The organism is Petrimonas mucosa (assembly GCF_900095795.1).
Lineage (GTDB): Bacteria > Bacteroidota > Bacteroidia > Bacteroidales > Dysgonomonadaceae > Petrimonas > Petrimonas mucosa.
Genome location: NZ_LT608328.1, coordinates 1,132,509 through 1,146,975 on the forward strand (window position 1 = coordinate 1,132,509; position 14,467 = coordinate 1,146,975).

The following is a 14,467-nucleotide window of genomic DNA, read 5'->3' on the forward strand; positions in this document are numbered from 1 at the left end:
TTTTAGGTGATTATCGTTTCTTCTCGAAGAAATGCTTCATCAACGTTGCACACTCCTCTGCCAACACTCCATATGAAGCAGTTGTTTTGGGGTGCAAAACCCCTGCGGCCAGTCTCGAGTAGCCCCGTTTCTCATCCCCGGCGCCGTAAACAATCCGTGAAATCTGCGACCAGCCCAGGGCGGCGGCACACATGGGACAGGGTTCGATGGTGACGTAAAGGGTGCAATTGGTCAGGTACTTTCCTCCCAGCACGTTGGCAGCTGCGGTTATTGCCTGCATTTCTGCATGGGCAGTTACATCGTTCAGCGTCTCTACCAGATTGTGTGCCCGGGCAATGATCCGGTTGTTGGCAACAACTACCGCACCCACAGGTACCTCATCCTTGTCGAAAGCCTTCTGTGCCTCGGCCAGCGCCTGACGCATGAAATAAGTATCGTCCAGCATCTTTTATCTTCTCATCTCATTTTCCCCGAAAAGAGTGGGGTAGTCCATATCCATGGTTTTTAGAACGTGATTCAGGATGGTTTCCCTGAACCAGCGAGAACGGTTGCTGATTTTATACTTCTTCAAATAGAAACTGATCACATCGTATTCCTCTTCGCTCAGTGTAAACCCCGCTTTTATCGATCGCGGGGAGGGTCGTCCCTTTAACATGTACTTTTTAGTCGTTCTCATCTCCTTTTGAAGAAAGTATTCTGAAAAATGTCCTACATCCTTTTCAGGCACAAAAAAACAAAATATTTTAACACGAAAGAAAATAATAATGCATAAATTTGTATCAGTAACTATCTGTTGGTCGGAGACCACCGGTATTTCACAAGTTATGGCACAACACAACGAGTTAGGTAGAAGAGGTGAGGAAGAGGCCGTAAACTATTTAAAATCGAAAAATTACAGGATCCTCTGTCGCAACTGGAGATTTTACGGTTATGAGATTGATGTTGTTGCGGAAAATGAAGAGTTCATTGTCTTTGTGGAGGTAAAGACCAGAACCTCTACACAATGGGGAAATCCGGTCAGTTATGTCGATATGTCCCGCATGCGTAGAATGGTCGATGCCGCCAATCACTATCTGATTGAGATGGATATCGATAAACCTGCCCGGTTCGACATTATCGGACTGGTGTGGAACGGGGAGAGATTCGACCTGGAACATATCGATGATGCCTTCCTGCCGTTTCTTTGAACATCGTCAGCAAAAGCTTCAGTTGCATGGATGCCTCCTCATAAAGTTGAGTTGTTGATATGAATATAGAAGAGCTTTACAACTATTGTCTTTCCATACCGGGAGCAGAGGCGACCACGCCGTTTGACGATGTAACATTGGTGATGAAGGTGTGCGACAAGATGTTTGCCCTTATCCCGCTCGATGCGGAGAGATTGTGCATAGCGCTCAAATGCGATCCGGACAAAGCGGCTCAGTTACGTGAAGAGTACAATTGTGTGGAGCCTGCATTCCATATGAATAAAACCTATTGGAATACCATCTACCTTACCGGCGAGATGGCGGATGAAGAGGTGAAGAGATGGGTCAGGCATTCGGTTGACGAGGTTATAAAAAAACTCCCCAAAAAGAGACAAAAAGAGTATTATGGATCAGTTGAGCAGTAACAGGAAAATTGTACGGTTGGAGGAGACGGAATCGACAAATTCCTACATGAAGGAGCTGTTGAAAAGTGAGTCCCTCGATGAGGGTTCTATCGTGATGGCCGATTTTCAGACGGCTGGCCGCGGGCAAACAGGGAACAGCTGGTATTCAGAAAAAGGGAAAAACTTGCTGTTTAGCCTGCTGATTCATCCGACCGGAATTCCGGCCAACGAGCAGTTTATCATCTCGCGGATAACCTCACTGGCAATAAAGAATACCCTGGATCAATTTGTCAACGATATACGGATTAAATGGCCCAACGACATTTACTGGGAGGAACGGAAAATTGCAGGGGTGCTCATTGAGAACAGTATACAGGGAAAGAGAATCGAAAATTCCATTATAGGAATAGGGTTGAACCTCAACCAGCGTGATTTTCCGGCGGAACTGCCCAATCCGATATCGTTGAGACAGATCACGGGAACGGAGGTCGACAGGGAGTATGTTCTGGAGATGTTACTGAAGGAGTTTTTCCTCTTGTACAGGGGATTGCAACGGGGAGATAAGCAGCTTATCGAAGATGAATACATGCTTGATCTTTACCGGGTGAACGGTTACTACTGGTATGAAGATGCTAATGGCAGGTTCCAGGCCCGGATCGATAACGTCCTTCCCTCGGGACACCTTGTGCTGAAGACGCTTGAGACCAATGAGGAGAGGTTGTATGCGTTCAAGGAGGTGCAGTTTGTATTGTATCGGGAGTGATTCAGATTAATTGAATAACATAATATATGAAATACAACAGAATTTTACTGAAGCTCAGCGGTGAATCGCTGGCAGGAGAAAAGAGAAACGGAATAGATGAGATAAGGTTGGAAGAATATGCCCGGCAGATCAAAGAGGCTGTAGCGATGGGCGTGCAGATAGGCATAGTAATTGGAGGTGGAAATATTTTCAGGGGCCTGAGCGGTTCGAAGAAAGGGTTCGACCGGGTGAAAGGCGACCAGATGGGGATGCTTGCCACCGTTATTAACAGTTTGGCATTGAGTTCTGCCTTGTCGGCCATTGGCCAGAAGAACAGGGTGTTTACCTCCATTCGCATGGAACCGGTTGGTGAGCTTTACTCTAAATGGAAAGCGATTGAGTCGATGCAAAACGGCGAGGTGGCCATCATCTCCGGAGGAACTGGAAATCCGTTCTTTACTACCGACACCGCTTCCGCCTTACGTGCAATCGAGATCGAGGCCGATGCCATGTTAAAAGGTACCCGCGTGGATGGTGTCTACACGGCCGACCCGGAAAAAGACCCGTCAGCTACCCGGTTCGACACGATCTCGTTTGATGAGGTTTACAATCGCGGTCTGCAGGTGATGGATCTCACGGCAACCACGATGTGTAAGGAGAACGGTCTGCCTATCGTGGTTTTTGATATGGATCGTTATGGAAACCTCCTGAAACTCCTTTCCGGAGAGAATGTCGGGACCCTGGTGCACGTATAGGGGATTTATTCAAAAAAAATCACTATTTTTGTTTACATAACATCAAACAAAACATATATGGATATTACGACAATCAAAAAAGATGCCGAGGAAAAGATGCAGATGACCTTGGAGTTTCTGGATGAGACTTTTGCGCGGATTCGTGCAGGGAGAGCCAATGTACGTATCCTTGACGGAGTGAAGGTGGAATATTATGGAAGTCTCGTTCCGTTATCGAACGTATCAACAGTAACGACTCCCGATGCCAAGACAATTCTGATTCAGCCGTGGGAGAAAAATATCTTGAAAGTGATCGAGAAGGCGATCATGGATTCGGATGTGGGTATCACGCCTGAGAATAACGGTGAAGTTATCCGCCTCGGAATTCCGCCACTTACCGAGGAGAGACGCAGGCAGCTGGTGAAACAGACCAAGCAGGAGGCGGAAGATGCCAAGATCAGTATCCGTAATACCCGTCGTGAAGGGATCGATGAGGTGCGTAAAGCCGTGAAAGAGGGGTTGCCCGAAGATATGGGTAAAGATGTAGAGAACGAACTTCAGAAACTCCACGACAAATACATCAAAAAGATTGACGATAAGTTCACGGAGAAGGAGAAAGAAATACTTACCGTATAAGCAGTGATGAGCGAGGGGGGAAGCAAGTGGGGTCTGGTAATCAGGAATACGGGCAATAATTATCTGGTAAGGACGGACGATGGAGATGATATTCCTTGCCTGGCGAAAGGGAGTTTTCGCCTTAAGGGCATCCGGAGCACAAGTCCGGTGGTTGTGGGAGACAAGGTAAGGATCGGGACGAATTCCGAGGGAACTGCCTATATTACCGAAATCGAAGACCGAAAAAATTACATTGTCCGTCGTGCGTCCAATCTTTCCAAACAGGCGCACATCCTTGCTGCCAATATAGATCTGGCCCTGCTCTGCATCACTGTACGGTTTCCTGAAACGACCACTGTCTTTATCGACAGGTTTCTGGTTACTGCGGAGGCGTACAGTGTTCCCGTCCATCTCGTTTTCAACAAAACGGATATCTATGACTCCGATGATCAGGAGTATGTTGAGGGGTTGATCCATCTCTATTCTACAATCGGGTATGGCAGCATCAAAACTTCGGTGCTGACGGGGAAGGGGATGGATGAACTGCGTGAACAGGTGCGGGGTAAGATTACATTGCTTGCCGGACATTCCGGCGTCGGAAAATCGAGTATCGTAAACGCGTTGCAAAAAGAGGCGGCACGGAAAGTGGGAAAGATATCCGACTACCATAATAAGGGGATGCATACGACCACATTTTCCGAGATGATTGAACTTAATGGCGGCGGGTTCCTCATTGACACCCCTGGTATCAAAGGTTTTGGAACCATCGATATGACAACTGCCGAAGTATCGCACTATTTTCCCGAGATATTCAAGATCTCAGCTAAATGCAAGTTCAACAATTGCCTGCATCTGAATGAACCCGGTTGCGCCGTGATAGAGGCATTGGAGAACAGATATATCAGCCAAAGCCGTTACCACTCTTATTTGAATATCCTGGAAGACGTAAACGAGGGAAAATACCGGTAATCATTCTGGTGTTGTCTGGCTGTATGGGCATGATCCCGTCGGCCGTGAGGATTACAAGTTGAATAGCTATGAACAGTGTATTGATGCTTATTCTGGAGATTCTTTACGCATTGACTATCATCAGTGTGGTTATTGTGGTGATTTCGGAGAATAGGAACCCCATCAAGACACTTTCGTGGGTGATGGTACTTGTGTTTCTCCCTTTTGTAGGGTTGATCTGGTACCTTATCTTCGGACAGGACTTTACCAGAAAACAGGTCATAAACAAGCGGATGTACAGTAAACTTAAGAAGCGGCCGCTCGATGAGATCGGTACGCTTGAGGAGTTCTCATATCCGCCGGAGCATGCCAGCTTGATACGCTTGTTGCGAAATCTCGACCATACCCCGTTGCTTGGCGGTAACGATGTTCGTTTCTATACCCGGGCAGCAGAGAAGTTTGAAGAGCTGCTTCGCGATATCGAGAATGCCAAGCAGCACATCCACGTAGAGTACTATGTGTTTGAAGGTGACAATATCGGTAGAAGGATTCGGGATGCGCTGATCAGAAAATCGCTTGAAGGTGTTGAGGTGCGTGTTATCTACGATAGCTTTGGTTCACGGAAAACCAGCCGGGCATTCTTCGAGGAGTTCAGAAAAGCGGGTATCGAAGCCGAGCCCTTTCTGAAAGTGGTACTGCCAAAGTTTACTTCACGCTTGAATTTCAGAAATCACAGGAAAATTATTGTTATTGACGGACAGATTGGCTATGTGGGTGGCATCAATATTGCGGACCGCTACATCGACGGTTTGAAGTGGGGTATCTGGCGCGATACCCATGTTCGCATCGAAGGGAAAGGGGTACAGGGATTGCAGTCGATCTTTCTTATCGACTGGTTTTTTGTCAGCCAGACCCTTATCACTTCGAGAAGATATTTCCCGGAGCTTCCCGTCTATGGTGACATATCCCTGCAAATGGTAAACAGCGGTCCGTTTCGTGAGGAGAGGGAGATCTATCATGGTATTCTTCAGGCAATTTACGATGCCCAGAAGAGTATCTTCATCCAGACACCCTATTTTATACCTCCCGAATCGATGATCGAAGCATTGCAGGCAGCTGCTATCCGGGGATTGGATGTCAGGCTGATCATCTCAAAAAGGTCGGATGTCCCCCTGGTGCAGATGGCGTCGCGTTCGTTTGTAAAGGAGATGCTGGAGAGCGGTGTGAAGGTGTACATGTATGAAAAGGGATTCCTTCATTCCAAGCTGATGGTGTTTGATGATTCCCTCACGTTGATCGGTTCGGTGAATTTCGATTCACGCAGTTTTGAACACAACTTTGAGGTGGAGGCATTTATATACGATCATGTTGTGGCGGAGAGGGCCATTGAGATTTTTGTTGAGGATCAGCGCGATTCCCAGGTCGTGTCGTTGCGCGAATGGGTGAAGCGGCCGATAAGACTCCGTTTTTTCGAGTCACTGATGCGATTGTTTGCTCCATTGATGTAATACAACCGGCTTTAACAATATGATAAGGATCTATTTAATCGGATATATGGGGGTTGGGAAAACCACAGTCGGCAAGAAGCTGGCACAGTTATTCGATATCGGGTTTGTTGATCTGGACAAGTTTATCGAGAACAGGTACCACAAGACTGTTCCCGAGATTTTTGCAGAACGTGGTGAAGAGGAGTTCCGGCTGATTGAACAAAAGGCACTGATCGAGGTCTCATCAATTGAGGATGTCGTGATCTCGACCGGTGGCGGGACCCCATGCTTTTTCGATAATGTGGGGTTGATGAATGAGACCGGTATCACTGTTTACATCCATGCGGAACCCGATGAGCTTGCCGCCAGACTGAGGGCGTCAAAAAATATCCGTCCTGTCGTAGCCGGAAAAAGTGGGGAGGAGTTGACAGCATTCATTGCCAGTCACCTGAAAGATAGGGAGAAATTTTACAATCAGGCACAGATCGTTTACAAGACCGATCGTCTGATTACAAAGGATGAGATTCACCTTACCGTAGAGGGGATTGCTCACGAAATAAAAAAACTGCTAAAATGATATACGAACCTTTAAGAAGCGCTCAATTTGTTGTCCGTGAATTGTTGTTGAAGGCCGACAAACACAATGTCTCGCTTGTAATCGGCGTACCCAAGGAGAATCAAAAAGTTGAGAAGCGGCTGGCAATCACCCCCGAAACAACCACCCTGCTTGTTGAGTCGGGTTATCAGGTGGTGATTGAGAGCAAGGCAGGGTTGGCCATCAACTATTCCGACCGGTACTATTCCGAATCGGGAGCCCGAATCGCCGACTCAAAAGCAGATGTTTTTCAGGCAGATATCATTCTGAAGATCTCACCACCCACCTACGAGGAGGTGGCGATGATGAAACCCCGCAGCAGTGTCTTCTCGTTTCTGTATTTACACCTTATCTCGTCAGAAACTTTGGAGCTGATGGCCGAAAAGCGTATAAATGCATTGGCTTACGAATTGATTCATGACGACAATTGGGTCTCTCCCTTTGTGACTGCCATCAGCGAGATCGAAGGAGCCTGCTCCATCTCTATTGCCTCCGAGTTGCTCAGCAGTGCACATGGAGGAAAGGGTATCTTGCTTGGTGGAGTTCCGGGAATCTCTCCCACCGAGGTGGTTATAATCGGCGCAGGTGTTGCCGGAACGGTGGCAGCCCGGGCTGCGCTGGCCCTGGGTGCGGCTGTAAAAGTTTTTGACAACGACATCAATAACCTGCGAAAGATTCAGCACGAACTGGGAAGGACGGTCTTTACATCTACCCTGCAACCCAATGTGCTGAGGAACGTTTTTCGTTCTGCCGACGTGGTAATCGGCGCCATGCAATATGTAAACAAAAAAGATCTCTACCGTATTTCGGCCGACCTGATCCGGGAGATGAAAAAGGGTGCTCTTATCATCGATTTACGTATGTCGCATGGCGGATGTTTTGAAACTACGATGGAGGCCTGTCTTCCAGGTCATCCCCAAGTGTTCGAACGGTTTGGAATCCTCCATTTTTGTGAATTGAGCATCAGCTCACGTGTTGCACGCACTGCCTCCATTGCGCTGAGCAATATCTTCATTTCGATCTTCTCGGCAATGGCAGAGTGTGGCGGAATAGGCCGCCTTGCCCGTTTTGATATTGGTTTTGCATCCGGTTTCTATATGTTTGCAGGAAAGATGGTCAACTCGTATGTAGCCAACCATTTTAATCGGCCTGTCAACGATATAGGACTGTTTCTTCCCGGATTGTAGAGAGACGACACTTTGATTTTTTTTACCAATGCCCCTCTGTTTTATCTTTCTCCTGACCGTTTTTGTTCCCCGGTCTGAATCCCTCCTTGTGGCGAAAGTTATTCTTGAAATGGATATTTCCCTCTTAGCCACCCATTTTTGTCAATAATAATCAAACAACATCTTTTTCTTATAATTACTACTTTTTTGTTGATATCACAACTCCATTATTCTCTTCTTTCCGTAGTTTTGTCTTGCATACCCACTGTAAACCGTCCAGTCGCATACAATACAAAATCTTTAAGTATGGACTACGAAAAACATTTATCTACACCCAAGATCCCCAAAAAGAGAGGCTTTATCCTCTCCCTGTTATTAATGAACATATTGACGCGTGGCGACAATCCTTTCTGTGCGAACCTGAAGAGCTGACTGTCGCCTACGATCCTGAGGACAAACCGTGCAGGTTGCAATGGAGTAGAACGGATGCCGACAAATGGGCTTGCTCCTGCTCATTGCCGTTCTATTTTTCTGACGGCGAGGGTATACTACAAAAGCTGAAAGAGAAAAGAAAGCGAGTTGAATACTCCCTCCTGTTTATATCTCCTTAGCCTGCTTCAACCATTGAAAACGTGCTTTATCCGGGGTAATCTCCTTCCACCTCTGCACCTCAAATGTAAAGCAGGCGGTTGATGCAGTTGGCAGATTGTCGAGCCTTATTCCAAAGTGGTTGATCAGGTATGTCAATCCAGGATTGTGCCCGACAACCAGACAACTGCCAATGGTGTCGGGGACCTTTGAGATAGAGCGCAGAATGTCGTCTATCCAAGCCAAATAGAGCTCTTTGTCCGTTACGATTTTTTCTTTCGGATAACCCATGACTTCTGTGGCAACAACAGCAGTGGTGAAAGCGCGCTTGGCAGGAGAGGAGAGAACCAGATCAGGGATGCCGGTTTTCCCAAGCAGGAAGGCACCCATATCTGCAGCATTTCTCCTGCCCCGTTCATTCAATGGACGGTCGTAATCATCCAGGTTACAATCTTCCCATGATGATTTTCCATGTCTCATCAGAATAAGTAGTTTCATCTTCCCGATCTGTCATTTGCGTGAAAGCAAGATCCGTTCAGTCACAGTTCTCCATCTCGCTGATGAAATATCCCTTTTCTCTAATATCAGCTTCCCACGTTGATTTTATCTTTTCCGTATGGCAGTATTTGCTCTCCTCGGATGTAAGCGGTTGGCCCTCCTGACCTTTGGTCTTGAGATACTCCCTCCCGTAGGCAAGGATTATCTTCTCATCCGTCAAGTCTGCCGGAACAATAATATCAAAGTGCATTACCTTGCCATCTTTTCTTGTTACGTAGGTATCCCAAACAGCTACTTCCATAAAGAGGGATTTTAACTTGATTATTGGCACTATTGCACTCGGCAAATATAACCAGGTTAACCAACTAAAACAAACCAATCTCTTATTTTAACTTCATCCGCTTTATCCTGATCGCCTTTCTGGGCCTGTCGTCCTCGTTCGTCTCAGTCTTGGATATCTTTTCCACGACATCCATCCCTTTCACAACCTCGCCAAAGACGGTATAGTTACCGTCGAGATGCGGTGTCCCGCCAACCGTCATATAGTCCTGTCTCGCCTCTGCACTGAACGGTGCCCTCCTTCTCTCTTCCAGTCTATCCAGCTCTTCGGCGGTAAACTTTTTCCCAACCACGATATAAAACTGACATCCGGACGATGCTTTCTGCGGATTGACGTCGTCACCTTCGCGAGCTGCTGCCAGACTCCCATACTTGTGATAGATGCCCGGAGTCCTGAATTCGGCCGGTATGGAATAGCCCACGTCGCCATCCCCCAGCAATGCATCCGGTGCGGCACTCCTGGAATTGGGGTCACCTCCTTGGATCATAAACTCCTCTATTACACGGTGAAAGAGCAATCCATCATAAAATCTTGCCTTTACCAGTTTAATAAAGTTGTCGCGGTGTAACGGGGTCTCATTGTGGAGTCTCAGTGTGATATCACCTTCAGTTGTCTGGATGATTACCTGTCGGTTCCGAAGATGATGTTGCTTAAGCGTGGAGCAGGAGGAACCGAGCAGGATGATTGCGACGAGTAGAAGTGTTGATAAGTGGAGTTTCATAGGTGAATTCATTTCAATTTCCGTTGTGAGAGATAGAACCACAAAGCTGAACATACACCTTTTATGATTGAAGTGATCGAGATGGCCCACCAGACGCCGTTGACCCCCATGGCCGATGCCATGAAGATGGCGAGCGGAACCCGCAAGGTGTTGAACCCGATGCTTACCACGGCGGGTGGGGCGGTCTTCCCAATCCCGTTAAACATACCCTGTGTGGTGATTTCAAGCATCATGAAGAGTTGAGATATGCCAATGATGAAGAGATAATCGCCACCGGCGAGGTAGGCTGCCTTTTCGGGGATAAAAACGGCAAAGATCTCACTGCCAAACAACATGAACGATGCTGTCACCACCAGTCCCAATGCCATCATGGTCATCAATGTATACCGGTAGGCGTGTCTGGCTCTGTCCATTCTTCCGGCAGCGAAGTTTTGTGCGACAAAGCTTCCCAGTGCAGTGGCAAATCCCTGCGACGTATTCCACGTCACTCCCTCTATCTGTCCACCTGTGGTTTGGCTTGTAACGCCAAGGTGTCCCCCGTGAATCGACGCGATACGGGTCAGGTTCATATTGATTAAGGAAAAGTAGACATTCATGGCAGCCACGGGAATGCCAAGCTTCAGGATATTGACCGTATACCCTCTCCTCGGTTTTATCCAGAAGGCAAATCGCCCGATTGCTCCCGTGTTGCCACGCAGGTGGCGAATGAAGAGTACCGTAACTACTCCCTGTGAAAGGGTGGTAGCCAGTGCAGCTCCTTTCGACCCCATCATGGGGATAGGCCCCAAACCGAAAATAAAGAGGGGGTCTAGCACGATATTGAGGAGCAATCCTGCTGCATTGAAATAAAAGGGGATATCGCTCCTGCCACTTCCGATATAGATGCCCGAAAAGTTCAAAATCAAGAAGATGAAGGGGATGCAGAAGGAGACAATCTTGAGGTAGTCGACAGCTTCCGCCGTAATGTCGGCATCCAGTCTGAAAAAAGCGAGTATAAGCTGAGGAGAGAGGAAGAAGAAAACGGCAAAAGTGATGCCAAGAATTATGGCAATTGTGGTGGTGTGTGATGCATAGATGGCTGCCTTGTCCAATCTTTTTGCTCCGATGGACTGACCGATGGATACCTCGGCACTGACTTTGGAGAGAAGAGCGAAAGAGTTGATCATCCAAATCAGCATGCCAACTGTCCCCACGGCTGCAACCGATTTGCTGCCCAACCTCCCGATCCAGATGATATCAACCATGCTGTAGGTCATCTGGATAAAGCTGACAGCCATTAATGGCATTGCCAGAATAATGAGCTGGCGGAATATAGTTCCCCGAGTGAAATCCCGAATCACAGGCCTATCAAGTTTATCGGTTGTCACCATTAGTTTGAAAAAAAGGAGTAACTATTTAATAGCTACTCCTTTTAGAGCGGAAGACGGGACTCAAACCCGCGACCCTCAGCTTGGAAGGCTAATGCTCTATCAACTGAGCTACTTCCGCGATCTTTATTGTGTGTGGGCAGTGATGGATTCGAACCACCGAAGGCGTAAGCCAGCTGAGTTACAGTCAGCCCCATTTGGCCACTCTGGTAACTGCCCTGAATTCGGGAGACAAAGATAATAAAATTATTTGTATTTTTCGTTAAGCGCAACCATTTTTAATAGAGTAATTGCAGCTTCATCTCCCTTGTTTCCGTGCCTGCCGCCCGATCGGGCTTTAGCCTGCTCCAACGTATTGGTTGTCAGTAATCCAAAAATTACTGGAATGTTGTAGCGAATGTTGAGTTCGGTAACCCCCTGCGTGACGCTGTCGCATACAAATGTGAAGTGAGGGGTCTCTCCCTGGATAACGCAGCCGATCACAATCACACCGTCGATATCGGCTTTTTCAATCAGCTTTTTGGCTCCAAAGGTGAGTTCAAAACTTCCAGGAACATATTCAACCACAATATCCTTCTCATTGACGCCGAACTTCAGCAGTGTCTGTACAGTTCCTTCCAGAAGATTGCCTGTGACAGGTCTGTTCCATTCCGAGACGACAATGCCAATTCTCTTTCCTTCGCCACTCGGGACGGAACCGTGATCGTACGACGATAAGTTATGCAGTTCAGTAGCCATTAATTTCCTGCTTGTTGAAGTTTGGCGGCCTCAATATATTTGTCTGCTTCCTGACCTTGAGGTGAGTTGAGGTATTTCTCCTTGATCATCTCAAAAGTCTCGATAGCCTTGGCGTAGTTCTTGAGTGACAGGTATGCGACCCCGGCCTTATTATAGTAGATGGGGCTCAGCATCTCGTCGTTGGCCTTTTTGGCCGCGCTGTTGAAGTGGGAGATCGCCTTTTCGGTTTCACCCATATTCATGTAAACATCACCAATGGCACCTTCAATAGCGGGAGAGATAAGCAGATCACCACCTTTGAAACTGTTGAGGTGTTCCAGTGCTTTTTCATTGTTCCCCAGTCGGCTATAGCTGATTCCGGCATAAGCATGGGCAAGTGAGGCTGTTTTGGTGCCACTGAACTCCTTGATGATCTTTTCAAACCCGATATAATCGTTTCCGTTTCCGAAAAGTGCAAGAGAATCTTCCTGATTCTGGAAATAGCGTTCACCCTTGTAGATGGCAGCCTGGGCCTTCTCGTTTCGTGGATTTTTGTATAAGTAATTGAAGGCGATGACAGCGCCGACAACTAAAACGATAACTGCCAATGCGGTTAAAATGGTTTTTTGATTCTTTTCGATAAAACGTTCCGATGAGGTCAACACTTCCTCGATATTCTCAAAACCTTTTTCGGCTTTACTTTCCTGGTGTTTATTGGACATGTTGTTCAAAAAATTATGTTATCAATTTTCGAGTTGCAAAAGTAATGGTTTTTAAGTGATAAATAAAATAAATTGGATATTTTTTCTACAAACCGTTTGCCGCTGATTAATCTTTTCAGTAAGTTTGTAGTCATATAGGCTGTATAAAGGAGATTTATACAATTCTAAAACGAATATTATGAAGAAAACTATTTTTACAGCACTTTTTTTTGCTTCACTATTGATTCAGGTAAGGGCTCAGTCTGTTTTCACTACTGTTCCTGTGGTAAACGGCAAGGTGGTGTTTCAGCAGTTTATACATATTGATCAGGCCCTAACTGCCGATCAGCGTTATGCCATGCTTTACAAGTGGGGAAAAGATAACTATGCGGGCAATCCGCTGTTGTCGGGGATCCGTTTCGACGACAAGGCCAAAAGTATCACCGTTGGCTCAAAAATTGAACTCCTGTTGCCACAGAACAGCAGCGGGGTAAGGGAAAAGGTGATCATGAATTATCGCTTCGATGCCTCCATTACCAATTCCGGCTGTATGCTGGTGATAAGGGATATCACCTATCAGAATAGCCAATCGTCTGGTTCCGCCTTTTTCCCGAAGACATTTACAGCGGAGGAGACCATTACTCCGGCTGCGATTTCGGCCGTATCTGGAACCGATAAGGAGTTTAGGACAAATACCCAGAAGAGTACGCTGTTTTACCTGAACGAGCTCTATAATGAGCTGAGCAAGGTATTCAGTCTCAATAAATGAAATAATCACCTTATCTAGAAGAAATTTATTTGCCGATTTTCTTGGTAGATACATTTTTTATGGTTAATTTTGCGCCCTGATTTATCCGAAAAGGGCAGAATTTTATCGAAATCAATAAAATACAACATAGCAATGTCTAAGATTTGTCAAATAACCGGAAAAAGGGCAATGGTTGGAAACAACGTTTCTCACTCCAACAGAAGAACAAAACGTAAATTCAACGTCAATTTGTTCAGAAAGAAATTCTATTGGGTAGAAGAAGATTGCTGGATTAGCCTGAATATTTCTGCTTCAGGTTTACGTACCGTTAATAAAATAGGATTGGATGCCGCTTTGAAGCAGGCTGCTGCAAAAGGGTATTTAAACGCTTAATCATCAGGAGAGAAGAACAATGTCGAAAAAAGCTAAAGGTAACAGGGTTCAGGTAATATTAGAGTGTACCGAACATAAGGATAGCGGAATGCCCGGAACTTCGAGATATATCACTACGAAGAACAGGAAGAATACGACCGAGAGATTGGAGTTGAAAAAATACAACCCCATCCTGAAGAGAATGACCGTTCATAAAGAAATTAAATAAAGGAATAGACTATGGCAAAGAAAGCAGTCGCAGGGTTCCGCGATAAAACATCAACTACAGGACGGAGTCACACCAAGGTAATCAAAATGGTGAAGTCTGAAAAAACAGGGGCTTACTGTTTCAAGGAAGAGATGGTCCTGAACGATCAGGTGCAAGATTTTTTCAAGAAATAAGCTTGTTAAAAATATCTAAAAACTTCCCTGCAAGAACTTGTGGGGAAGTTTTTTATTTACTATTTTGTAGATTTGTAAGATATTGTGATAACCTTGCAGTAATTGGTGCAAAGGGAAATTGAATAAGTAAAAACT

22 protein-coding genes and 2 tRNA genes are annotated in these 14,467 nt (G+C 46.2%); 14 read left to right on the top strand and 10 right to left on the bottom strand.

The genetic code is table 11. The features are described from left to right. Positions 1 to 10 precede the first annotated feature (10 nt). Together ING2E5A_RS04405 and ING2E5A_RS04410 are read right to left on the bottom strand one after the other, a co-directional pair. A complete protein-coding gene (locus ING2E5A_RS04405) occupies positions 11 to 445 on the bottom strand; it encodes a nucleoside deaminase (RefSeq protein WP_071136361.1) in 435 nt (144 codons plus the stop codon). A 3-nt stretch (positions 446 to 448) separates the two neighbouring features. Then, complete coding sequence (locus tag ING2E5A_RS04410; RefSeq protein ID WP_071138195.1) at positions 449 to 676, bottom strand: hypothetical protein; 228 nt, start codon at positions 674 to 676, stop codon at positions 449 to 451. 88 nt (positions 677 to 764) lie between these two features. Here ING2E5A_RS04410 and ING2E5A_RS04415 point away from each other — a divergent pair, with 88 nt between their 5' ends. The 10 genes from ING2E5A_RS04415 to ING2E5A_RS15825 all read left to right on the top strand — a co-directional run bounded on the left by ING2E5A_RS04415 (position 765) and on the right by ING2E5A_RS15825 (position 8,310). Beyond that, on the top strand, positions 765 to 1,187 hold the full coding sequence (locus ING2E5A_RS04415; protein WP_231960438.1) for a YraN family protein: 423 nt from the start codon (positions 765 to 767) through the stop codon (positions 1,185 to 1,187). A gap of 59 nt (positions 1,188 to 1,246) precedes the next feature. Continuing rightward, positions 1,247 to 1,612 carry an MmcQ/YjbR family DNA-binding protein gene (locus ING2E5A_RS04420; RefSeq protein ID WP_071136363.1) on the top strand — a complete coding sequence of 122 codons (366 nt, stop codon included), beginning with the start codon at positions 1,247 to 1,249 and terminating at the stop codon, positions 1,610 to 1,612. Further along, positions 1,593 to 2,354, top strand: a complete 762-nt coding sequence (locus ING2E5A_RS04425) for a biotin--[acetyl-CoA-carboxylase] ligase (RefSeq protein WP_071136364.1) — start codon at positions 1,593 to 1,595, stop codon at positions 2,352 to 2,354. Before ING2E5A_RS04420 ends, ING2E5A_RS04425 begins: the two co-directional genes overlap by 20 nt. Before the next feature lie 26 nt (positions 2,355 to 2,380). Continuing rightward, positions 2,381 to 3,088 (top strand): UMP kinase, encoded by a 708-nt coding sequence (pyrH, locus tag ING2E5A_RS04430; protein WP_071136365.1) that lies wholly within the window; start codon positions 2,381 to 2,383, stop codon positions 3,086 to 3,088. Positions 3,089 to 3,145: 57 nt separating this feature from the next. After that, positions 3,146 to 3,703 carry a ribosome recycling factor gene (frr, locus tag ING2E5A_RS04435; RefSeq protein ID WP_071136366.1) on the top strand — a complete coding sequence of 186 codons (558 nt, stop codon included), beginning with the start codon at positions 3,146 to 3,148 and terminating at the stop codon, positions 3,701 to 3,703. Between the two features lie 6 nt (positions 3,704 to 3,709). Beyond that, positions 3,710 to 4,651: a ribosome small subunit-dependent GTPase A gene (gene rsgA, locus ING2E5A_RS04440; protein WP_071136367.1), complete on the top strand. Its 942-nt coding sequence runs from the start codon at positions 3,710 to 3,712 to the stop codon at positions 4,649 to 4,651. Between the two features lie 68 nt (positions 4,652 to 4,719). Beyond that, positions 4,720 to 6,138, top strand: coding sequence for a cardiolipin synthase (cls, locus tag ING2E5A_RS04445; RefSeq protein ID WP_071136368.1), 1,419 nt, complete (start codon positions 4,720 to 4,722; stop codon positions 6,136 to 6,138). A 19-nt stretch (positions 6,139 to 6,157) separates the two neighbouring features. Beyond that, the gene (locus ING2E5A_RS04450) at positions 6,158 to 6,694 is read left to right on the top strand and encodes a shikimate kinase (protein WP_071136369.1); all 537 of its coding nucleotides are present in this window, start codon (positions 6,158 to 6,160) and stop codon (positions 6,692 to 6,694) included. Continuing rightward, positions 6,691 to 7,899, top strand: a complete 1,209-nt coding sequence (locus ING2E5A_RS04455; RefSeq protein WP_071136370.1) for an alanine dehydrogenase — start codon at positions 6,691 to 6,693, stop codon at positions 7,897 to 7,899. Before ING2E5A_RS04450 ends, ING2E5A_RS04455 begins: the two co-directional genes overlap by 4 nt. Before the next feature lie 285 nt (positions 7,900 to 8,184). Then, positions 8,185 to 8,310, top strand: coding sequence for a hypothetical protein (locus tag ING2E5A_RS15825; protein WP_262502193.1), 126 nt, complete (start codon positions 8,185 to 8,187; stop codon positions 8,308 to 8,310). A gap of 165 nt (positions 8,311 to 8,475) precedes the next feature. Here the strand turns inward: ING2E5A_RS15825 and ING2E5A_RS04465 are convergent, their stop codons facing one another. The 8 genes from ING2E5A_RS04465 to ING2E5A_RS04500 form a co-directional block, all read right to left on the bottom strand. Next, positions 8,476 to 8,964, bottom strand: coding sequence for a SixA phosphatase family protein (locus ING2E5A_RS04465; RefSeq protein ID WP_071136372.1), 489 nt, complete (start codon positions 8,962 to 8,964; stop codon positions 8,476 to 8,478). Positions 8,965 to 9,001: 37 nt separating this feature from the next. Then, the gene (locus ING2E5A_RS04470; protein WP_071136373.1) at positions 9,002 to 9,265 is read right to left on the bottom strand and encodes a DUF2024 family protein; all 264 of its coding nucleotides are present in this window, start codon (positions 9,263 to 9,265) and stop codon (positions 9,002 to 9,004) included. A gap of 82 nt (positions 9,266 to 9,347) precedes the next feature. Continuing rightward, the gene (locus ING2E5A_RS04475; RefSeq protein WP_071138196.1) at positions 9,348 to 10,025 is read right to left on the bottom strand and encodes a peptidylprolyl isomerase; all 678 of its coding nucleotides are present in this window, start codon (positions 10,023 to 10,025) and stop codon (positions 9,348 to 9,350) included. An 8-nt stretch (positions 10,026 to 10,033) separates the two neighbouring features. Beyond that, positions 10,034 to 11,311 (bottom strand): MATE family efflux transporter, encoded by a 1,278-nt coding sequence (locus ING2E5A_RS04480; protein ID WP_231960439.1) that lies wholly within the window; start codon positions 11,309 to 11,311, stop codon positions 10,034 to 10,036. Positions 11,312 to 11,440: 129 nt separating this feature from the next. Continuing rightward, positions 11,441 to 11,513 (bottom strand) — tRNA-Gly (locus ING2E5A_RS04485). 15 nt (positions 11,514 to 11,528) lie between these two features. Further along, positions 11,529 to 11,611 (bottom strand) — tRNA-Tyr (locus ING2E5A_RS04490). Between the two features lie 27 nt (positions 11,612 to 11,638). Then, the gene (ribH, locus tag ING2E5A_RS04495; RefSeq protein WP_071136375.1) at positions 11,639 to 12,130 is read right to left on the bottom strand and encodes a 6,7-dimethyl-8-ribityllumazine synthase; all 492 of its coding nucleotides are present in this window, start codon (positions 12,128 to 12,130) and stop codon (positions 11,639 to 11,641) included. Further along, entirely contained in the window at positions 12,130 to 12,831 is a 702-nt protein-coding gene (locus ING2E5A_RS04500; RefSeq protein WP_071136376.1) for a tetratricopeptide repeat protein, read from the bottom strand. The genes ribH and ING2E5A_RS04500 overlap by 1 nt, the downstream gene beginning before the upstream one ends. Before the next feature lie 178 nt (positions 12,832 to 13,009). Between ING2E5A_RS04500 and ING2E5A_RS04505 the strand changes: the two genes are divergently transcribed. The 4 genes from ING2E5A_RS04505 (at position 13,010) to ING2E5A_RS14975 (ending at position 14,332) form a co-directional block, all read left to right on the top strand. Continuing rightward, positions 13,010 to 13,579, top strand: coding sequence for a DUF4468 domain-containing protein (locus tag ING2E5A_RS04505; RefSeq protein WP_071136377.1), 570 nt, complete (start codon positions 13,010 to 13,012; stop codon positions 13,577 to 13,579). 132 nt (positions 13,580 to 13,711) lie between these two features. Next, positions 13,712 to 13,951, top strand: a complete 240-nt coding sequence (gene rpmB / locus ING2E5A_RS04510) for a 50S ribosomal protein L28 (RefSeq protein WP_071138197.1) — start codon at positions 13,712 to 13,714, stop codon at positions 13,949 to 13,951. 19 nt (positions 13,952 to 13,970) lie between these two features. After that, positions 13,971 to 14,159: a 50S ribosomal protein L33 gene (rpmG, locus tag ING2E5A_RS04515; protein ID WP_071136378.1), complete on the top strand. Its 189-nt coding sequence runs from the start codon at positions 13,971 to 13,973 to the stop codon at positions 14,157 to 14,159. Between the two features lie 11 nt (positions 14,160 to 14,170). Then, complete coding sequence (locus tag ING2E5A_RS14975) at positions 14,171 to 14,332, top strand: DUF4295 domain-containing protein (protein ID WP_083373189.1); 162 nt, start codon at positions 14,171 to 14,173, stop codon at positions 14,330 to 14,332. Positions 14,333 to 14,467 lie beyond the last annotated feature (135 nt).